Genomic DNA, 6,749 nt, shown 5'->3' on the forward strand with positions numbered 1-6,749 from the left:
CGGACCTCGAAACCTTCACCAGTCCCCACTCGAGTGGGCAGAGGCCGGGTTGGAACGCTATCGGGAAAACCCTGTTATCGACACGTCGACTCGGCAATCGACTAGCGACGGGACAGTCGAATCCAGCACCAATGCTGCCGACACATCGCCAAACCCGGAATCGAATCAACAGACACTGGATAAATACGACAACAACAATAACTAACGGAAAATGGACAGAACATCCCAATCAAAGAGTCTCCTGAAGAAAGCCGTTATCGGTAGCATTTCTCTCAGCCTCTTTACAGCGAATTATGTAGCTACTCCACTGGGAATTATTTGGATTGTCGCATATTTTTCCGACCCGATTATAGCGCTGATCGCAATCGTTGCGATTTGGATGGTTCCATCCTTCACTGCAGAACTCTTGACTGCTGGTATCTACCCACTTTATAGAGGAGAGACTAAACAAGCAGATCGGCTCTGGCTGGTTGGAATCTTCATTGGTACAGCGATATTGACGGCAATGTGGTTTCTCCCAGCCTGGGAAAACAACTGGCCCGTTCTCGCGAGCATCCTTGCGCCGATCCGAGTCTCTGCCATGTTTGAAAGCTCTTGGTATATGGGAGCCAGTTGGCTCGCGTGTGTTCCACTGATGCTGTCAATGGGTATTGGAACCGTTACAGCTGATCCCGAGGAGAAAACCTCGACAGGAGAAGGGGAGCAAACAGACGCAGTGGATGCGACTGCCCAGAGAGAGAAAGCCGAGACCAAACCCAAGACGTCCCACTCCAGCGATGGAGCGGCTCAAGAACAATCCACTCCTTCTCAACTCCAATACGGCTGGCAGTCTGCACCTGACACAAGATTTGCGGACGTTGGTGGGATGGAGCCACTCAAAACGGAGATCGAGCGCTCGGCGATCCGGCCGCTGACCCGACTCGATGCCGCTTACGAACGCTTCAACATTTCCCCACCGAACGGGATCCTCTTCTACGGCCCACCCGGGACGGGCAAGACGCTGTTCGCTCGAGCCATCGCCGGCGAACTCGGCCACCCGTATCTCGAGCTCTCTGCGGGCGATATCAAATCGCGCTGGGTCAATAAGTCCACCGAGCAGGTCAACCGACTGTTCGCGGAGGCCGCACAGTTCGATCGGTGTGTGATCTTTATCGACGAGATCGACGCGCTGCTTGCTTCCCGTGAAAGCGACGTCAATCGCGAGCACACCCAGGTTGTCAACGAGTTCCTCGCTCATCTGGACGCCGACGATCCGAATTACCTCGTGATCGCAGCGACGAACCGCGTTGAACTCCTTGATGACGCGGCTACTCGCCGGGGTCGCTTTGACCAGCAGTACGAACTCGGGCTTCCAGATCGCGACGCTCGAGAGGCCATTTTCCGCGTCCGGCTCGACGAGCTGCCGACGGACCTTGACAACAACGCATACGGGAAGATGGCCGACCAGACAGAAGGGGTCAGTAGCGCAGATATCGCTGGGGTTGTCGACGACGCCGCGATGCGTGCCGCCGAACGCGACGCTGACGAACTCACGCTCGAGGATCTCCACATGTCGCTTCAAGACCAACCGGACCACCAGTCTTGAGGCCGTGCCCAGCAAGAGGCAGGTTGGGACCTTAACAGTTGTTGGCGATTTGAACCAGGTTATTCAGGTTCTCTGATTATCGGAGGGTACAATTAAAGATCCAGTGGCCCGGCTACTCCTTTCGTGATTTATTGGTCGTGTCGCAAAGTCGTCTAGAGTTTGCCTCCAAGGGTGCACAGAAGCTTTCACACCACTGCCGACCACGGGCATTGCAATAGCGTGCACCGGGTGCATGGAATTCTAAGAGCGTTATAGGAGTGTACCGTGAACGACCAGTCCCATGAGGTGCTGCATCCAATCGGCATAACTCTCGATCGCGCACTCAGCGGACTCAACGAGTGCTCGCAGTTCCTCGCGGTACTTCCGGGCCCAGAACGATCCGTCGTCCTGGCCGAGTTCGAGGATATCGCTCAGATCTTGGATCACGCAGTAGATCGTTGTGGGATGCTTCCCAGCCGGTCAGCGAAATCGTCGACTATTCCGAGTCATTCGGAATCGACGTCGGTGGCACGAGTGAAGGCAACTGGATTCACAAGACGGCTAACAAATCATGTATCACACCGGAAACGTACGTAACGGTGACGTCGAGCGGCGGGCAGACGATACACGCGCCTGCTGCGAGTGCGGGAAGCAGCGGGAAGCATTATGCGCGTGCGTACGATCCCGCTCAAGGTCAACTCGAATGCGAGCTCGCCCGATCTCGTGGCCTTCCTCACCGTACTTTGCACGGATTGCGCGCATCTGGCGACCCTCGTTCATCCGGTGGCATCCCAGTCGTTGAGCCGACTGCTCATCAGTATTCCAGACGGTTACTCCTCGATCGTTAGGCCTCGGGCCAGCGACGAAATGAGCACATCCTGCAACCGTTTATACGTCCCTTCGTCGTATTCCGTGAGCTCTTCTTCGTATTCCTCGAAGTCGTCTCTGTGTACGGCGAGGAGACCAATTGATCCTCCCATGAGCCCCAAGAGAGTGGGCACATCTATATCCGAGAGCGGACCATTACTCCGCGCTTGGAGGTCTTCAATGAGTGGCAGCAGTGCTGCCATTTCTTCCTGTTGCACATCGTCTATCTTGCTCGGTGACACGTTACGGAAAAACTTCTGATGATTGTTCTGGACAACTATCTGCTGGATGAACGGGTTCTCCTCGGCAAATTCGGCATAACACCAGAACAACCGTTCAAGACCCATACGCGGGTCTTCCGTCTCTGCCAGTTCCGAACGGACCCGTTCGACGAACTCCTCCAGTTCTTGCTGAAGTATCACGAGATAGAGATCTGCCTTGGCGTCGAAAAACCGATAGAACGTCGGTTTGGCGATCCCGACTGGTTCGGTGATATCCTTGACCGTTGTTTTCTGTGGGCCGTAGGTGAGCAATAACTCGCGACCTGTCTGGATGAGCTGCTCTCGGATACGATCACGTTCCTGGTTGCTGAACCCACGCATACCATTCGATTCGTCTGTAACTACATAACCAGATCGATTATTGATTATAACTCTATGACCGAAAAAGATATTTAGTTATAGAGTCAAGAGACAGCTATGGCACCGATAGAAGTGATCGACCTGACCAAAGACTACGGGAGTGTTCTCGGGATCGACTCGATCACGTTCAGCGTCGAGAAGGGCGAGGTGTTCGGGTTTCTCGGACCGAACGGCGCAGGTAAGACCACCACTATCCGGACGTTGCTCGGCTTTCAGTCACCGACATCCGGAACGGCGACCGTTCTCGGCCACGACATGACGAACGAGAGCGAGTTTCTGGACGCAAAAGCCGACGTCGGTTACCTCCCGGCGACACCCAAGTTCGACGATTCCGCGACTGGCACCGAGATTCTTGACCTTCACGCGAGTATCAAGGGCGATACTCGGCGCGAGGAACTGCTGGAGCGGTTCGATCCACCGGTGGACCGTCCCGTCCGCGAGTATTCGACGGGAAATGTCCAGAAACTCGCCATCGTGCAGGCGTTCATGCATGACCCGAGCCTCGTCGTCATGGATGAACCCACCTCGGGATTGGATCCCCTCATGCAGCAACGCTTTAACGAGTTCATTCACGACGAACAGCAGCGCGGTGTGACCGTCTTCTTTTCCTCACACGTCTTGAGCGAGGTGCGTCGGCTTTGTACCCGAGTGGCCATCCTACGCGATGGCCGCCTCATCACCACGGAACCAGTCGAATCGCTATTGAATCGGAGCGGCAAAGTCGTTCACCTCCGGATTGGCGGTACCGTGGACCAAGCGGCGTTCGATTTCGACGGTGTCCACGATCTTGATATCCGGTCGATGCGCGGGACACAGGTCGAAACCCAGCTATCCGATGAGAGAGACAGTGACCTCAAACTCCGTGTCGACGAGAGCGACGGAACGGAGACCGTGACCGACGTGTCGTTCACGTTCACCGGCGACGTCAACGACCTCGTCGACGCGGTGACACCGTACGCCCTCCGCGAATTCGACGTGGAGGAAGCGCCACTCGACGAGGTATTTATGCAGTTCTACGGAGGTGAGGCCAGTGCTTGAACTTACCGCCTATGAGGGCAAAAAGCGCGGCAAGGGCGCGGCGGCGCTGGCGGTCCTCTTCGCTGTATTGGCTACGATGTATACTGGGACGTTTCCATCAGTGGTCGAGGGCATGCCCCCTGGCACGTTCGACGAAATGGTGTCTTCGTACCCGGCCGCGATGGTCGAAGCACTCAATCTGCAATCGCTCACGACCATCGAGGGGTATCTCGCGTCCCAGCTCTACACGGTCGGGTGGATATTGCTGGCCGGTCTCTACTTCGGGTATGCCGGGGCCGGCCTGATCGCTGACGACGTGGACCGGGGACGGATGGATATCCTCATGTTCCTCCCCGTCTCACGAGCCCGCCTCGTCGCAGAGAAGTTCGCGTCACTGCTCGTCCCGCTTGTCGCGATCAACGTGATCACGCCCCTCGTGGTGTACGTCAGTGCCGAAGTTGTCGGGTATCCCGTTAACGCGCTCGACGTGGCGATGCTACACCTTCTCTCGGTTCCGTATCTCCTGTGTTGTGCAGCGATTGGCCTCGTGTTCTCCGTCCTCGTGGATCGAGCGTCGATTGCCCAGCGAGGGGCGCTGGGCGTGCTCTTTGGTCTCTTCCTCCTCGAATCGGTCGTGATCGGGACTGATTTCGAAGTGGTCGGGAATCTCGCCCCGATGCACTATCTCGACCCGACCGCGATCCTCCTCAACGGCGAGTACGATCCGGTGGCGGCTGGAATCCTACTTGCAGCAACTATCGTGCTCGTCGTCGCCAGCCAAGCGTGGTTCACTCGAAAAGACATCGCCTAGCACGAGGTCGCTCCTTTGTAGGAGTATTGGTCGTCAACAGACCGGATGATCACCTCGAAAATCTGGAATCGGACAGAAAATTAATGACAACTGTTGCAGGATAACTGGATATCACCACTCAGATACACGTGGGTCAACAAATGAAGACAATGTTCTCGTGGGTACGCGACCAGCCAGACCGAAATCTCAATGGACTGATGGAGGAGATTGACCACCTCTTCCTCCATTCTGACGGGAGTTTATGAACGTGCAGAGCCGAGTTAAGTAGATCACATTGCCAACAACTGTTAAGATCGTTCAAAATCAGCACTTCATTAGAATGTCAATTTGGGAGTAACTTTTAACTAGATACCCCTAAGACGTGCAGATTGTATATGGAAACATTCCCTATCGCAGGGCGTGTCGTTAATACGAAATTGGTTTTCGGGTTGACCGCCCGAGAAGTTGGCGAGGTTCTCGTGGTTCCGTTCCTGGCCATGGGTATCGCCCAAAGCCTTGGCTTCACTGGGACACTGTTCCTGGGTGCCGGCGGGATTGGACTCGCCATCGGCATCCTTACCCTGCTGGTTTCCCCTGCCGGTCAACGACCCATCAGCTACGCCCGTGCCGCCGCCGAGTACTATCTCAGCTCGAACGAGTACCACAACCGGAGAACGCGACCCGAACCAGAGACACCCGTCGCCCAGGACGTCGTCTACGTTCGGCAGGCTGGCCTCGATATCGAGACGATCGAAGCCGAGCAGGAAGCGGAAGCCGACGGACGGTGATCGACGATGGGAACTGTACCTACCGACGAGACAGCCACTGAAACAGCCTCAGAAACGTCCCAAGAGGACGAAAAGCCCGTTGTTCAGCCGACTGCCACCAGTGATCACACGCCGCCCACACCCGAGTCCGACCTCGAGGTCCTACGAGCACTCGACAACTTCCTTGACGATATCGACACGGACCTTCCAACCGCTCGAGAGCGCTCCCGAGCGCGCGATCACTTCGACCTCAAGGATCGCCTTGGTGGATCGACAACGGCCCAGGAAACGCTCAGCTTCGACTACGTCCGAGAGGATGGCATCGCCGTCGACGGCGACAGCTACATCGGCCTCTTGAAAGTCCATCCGCAGAACTGGCTCTCGCTGAGTGAGGAGGCCAGACACGACACGATGAGCGCGTACATGTCCTTCCTCATGTCGCTCGAGTTCAGCGTGGCCGTCCCGTGCTATCCAAAAACGTTCGACCTCACGGGACACCTCGAGCGCTTCTACACAGCATCGTCGAGTACGACTGCCCGAGAAGAGACGCCGATCCTCCAGTACGGACGGAAGTTCTACATCCAGTGGGCGAGCGACCGGATCACAGACGCCGACCTCAAACAACGCGATTTCTACATCGTCACCCGTGTCGACGCCGATCAAGTCCACAAGAATCTCGACACGGGAAGCGTTCTGAGCCAGCTTGGCGATCTCCCGCTTATCGGCGCTGCCTGCTCGCGAGTGCTTGCTCACACGCCGTTCGGCGAGTCACACGAAGACGCACGAACTGAGCTCTGCATTCGTGAAGTGAGACAGCGACAGCGCCGGATTACGAACAAACTCGGCCGGACGGAGGTCTCGATCGACCAGGTAACCGACCGTCAGGAAACCATGGAAATCCTGTACCACTACTACAACCACGTCGACCCGCAATTCGAGAAGTTCAACCAAGCGACCAAAACGGAGGGTGAGTACTGATGGGGCTCCTCTCAGGGCTTCGTTCTCGTTTTACCCCGGGAAGTAAGCACACGCTCGAGGAGATCGATGACGAGACGTTCGACCGGGCAGCAGCGATCGTCGAGGCCAACGGCGACGACCTCACC

The 6,749-nt window shown here is 56.4% G+C and carries 6 protein-coding genes and 1 pseudogene; 5 read left to right on the top strand and 2 right to left on the bottom strand.

The annotated features are described in order from the left end of the window. Positions 1-865 precede the first annotated feature (865 nt). Entirely contained in the window at positions 866-1,585 is a 720-nt protein-coding gene (locus PGX04_RS04095; protein ID WP_273737339.1) for an ATP-binding protein, read from the top strand. A 264-nt stretch (positions 1,586-1,849) separates the two neighbouring features. On the opposite strand, the pseudogene PGX04_RS04100 reads toward PGX04_RS04095, so the two are convergent. Both PGX04_RS04100 and PGX04_RS04105 read right to left on the bottom strand, forming a co-directional pair. Next, positions 1,850-2,061: pseudogene (locus PGX04_RS04100) on the bottom strand (DUF7845 domain-containing protein); the annotation flags it as partial. Between the two features lie 333 nt (positions 2,062-2,394). Then, positions 2,395-3,033 (bottom strand): TetR/AcrR family transcriptional regulator, encoded by a 639-nt coding sequence (locus PGX04_RS04105; protein WP_273737340.1) that lies wholly within the window; start codon positions 3,031-3,033, stop codon positions 2,395-2,397. 96 nt (positions 3,034-3,129) lie between these two features. On the opposite strand from PGX04_RS04105, the gene PGX04_RS04110 reads away from it, so the two are divergent. From PGX04_RS04110 to PGX04_RS04125, 4 genes are all read left to right on the top strand, one after another. Beyond that, a complete protein-coding gene (locus PGX04_RS04110) occupies positions 3,130-4,110 on the top strand; it encodes an ABC transporter ATP-binding protein (protein ID WP_273737341.1) in 981 nt (326 codons plus the stop codon). Beyond that, a complete protein-coding gene (locus tag PGX04_RS04115; RefSeq protein ID WP_273737342.1) occupies positions 4,103-4,900 on the top strand; it encodes an ABC transporter permease in 798 nt (265 codons plus the stop codon). Before PGX04_RS04110 ends, PGX04_RS04115 begins: the two co-directional genes overlap by 8 nt. Before the next feature lie 476 nt (positions 4,901-5,376). After that, positions 5,377-5,667 carry a hypothetical protein gene (locus PGX04_RS04120; RefSeq protein WP_273737343.1) on the top strand — a complete coding sequence of 97 codons (291 nt, stop codon included), beginning with the start codon at positions 5,377-5,379 and terminating at the stop codon, positions 5,665-5,667. A 6-nt stretch (positions 5,668-5,673) separates the two neighbouring features. Beyond that, positions 5,674-6,624 carry a TraC-like domain-containing protein gene (locus PGX04_RS04125; protein ID WP_273737344.1) on the top strand — a complete coding sequence of 317 codons (951 nt, stop codon included), beginning with the start codon at positions 5,674-5,676 and terminating at the stop codon, positions 6,622-6,624. Positions 6,625-6,749 lie beyond the last annotated feature (125 nt).

This window comes from Natrinema soli, assembly GCF_028618695.1.